Genomic DNA, 985 nt, shown 5'->3' with positions numbered 1-985 from the left:
GATGGGCGGAATGGGCGATGGCCCGGCGGGTGGTCTGCGGGTTCGGCCCGGCGCGGGGCCTAGTACGCCCTGGCGTGGACCGTGGCGGCCATGGGGCGGCCCGCCCGGGTTTCCTGCTCCATCTGGCAGTGCACGCACAGCCGGGTGGTGGGGCGAGCCAGCAGGCGGGGCAGGGGAATGTCGTCGCCGCAGGCGTCGCACACGCCGTAGTCCCGGCTGTCCATGGCGCGCAGCACCCCTTCGATTTCGCGGATGCGCCGCCCGGCGCGGTCCAGAAGGGTCATGCTGAGGGCCAGCTCGCTGACGCGCGAGGCGAATTCGTTTTCGTCGGCGCAGGCTTCCACGCCGCCCTCCACCAGCAACTGGCGGCGCAGGTGGGTCAGTTCGGCTTCGAGGCGGCGGCGGATTTCGGTGTGGTGACGGTCGGTCATGGCGCGTTCCTTCCGTGGCGCGGTGCCGGGCATGCGGTCCGCGCGGGCTGCGGGGCATCCTGTTGGCCTGTTGGCCTGTTGGGTGGACGTCCCCGGTTTCCGGACACTGCCCCTTCTGCCCCACGGACGGCATCGGTGCGCGACGGCGCGGCGACGGGCCGCCGACAATCGGGTGACGCCCGCATCGTCCATTCCCCGCCCTGCCCCCCTTCACGCAATGTTCACCCGCCGGTCATGGCTTCTCCACGCGGCGCGTCTATCCATGCATGCGACAGGACTCCATTTCGCGGAACAGGCACGCAGCCGCCACGGGACGGAAACCGCCCGCCGCCTGCCGCAGCCCACTGCCGCCTGACATCAAGGCCGCGCACGACACGGCCCGGTGCCTTCCGCGCCACCAGTCTCCGGCCAGTTGGCCGCCCAGGAGGACGCATGGACATGCTCCGCCCCCGCACCCCCGCCGATTCCACCCCGCACCACCATGTACAGGACAGGCCGCCGCTCGCGGGTCCGGTGCCGGTGTCCGCGCCGGTGTCCACGCCGGTGTCCACGCC

Annotated in this window: 1 protein-coding gene; it reads right to left on the bottom strand. The window is 72.3% G+C overall.

What is annotated here, in order from left to right; translation table 11 throughout:
- Positions 1–59 precede the first annotated feature (59 nt).
- Positions 60–431 (bottom strand): TraR/DksA family transcriptional regulator, encoded by a 372-nt coding sequence (locus FVW20_RS16615; protein WP_196610462.1) that lies wholly within the window; start codon positions 429–431, stop codon positions 60–62.
- Positions 432–985: the final 554 nt, after the last annotated feature.

It is taken from the genome of Nitratidesulfovibrio oxamicus, assembly GCF_015731765.1.
GTDB lineage: Bacteria > Desulfobacterota > Desulfovibrionia > Desulfovibrionales > Desulfovibrionaceae > Cupidesulfovibrio > Cupidesulfovibrio oxamicus.
This window is presented reverse-complemented; position numbering and strand designations above follow the sequence as displayed.

Coding starts and splice junctions, on each gene's coding strand:
- FVW20_RS16615 (WP_196610462.1), bottom strand. CDS start 431: ATGACCGACCGTCACCACACCGAAATCCGCCGCCGCCTCGAAGCCGAA.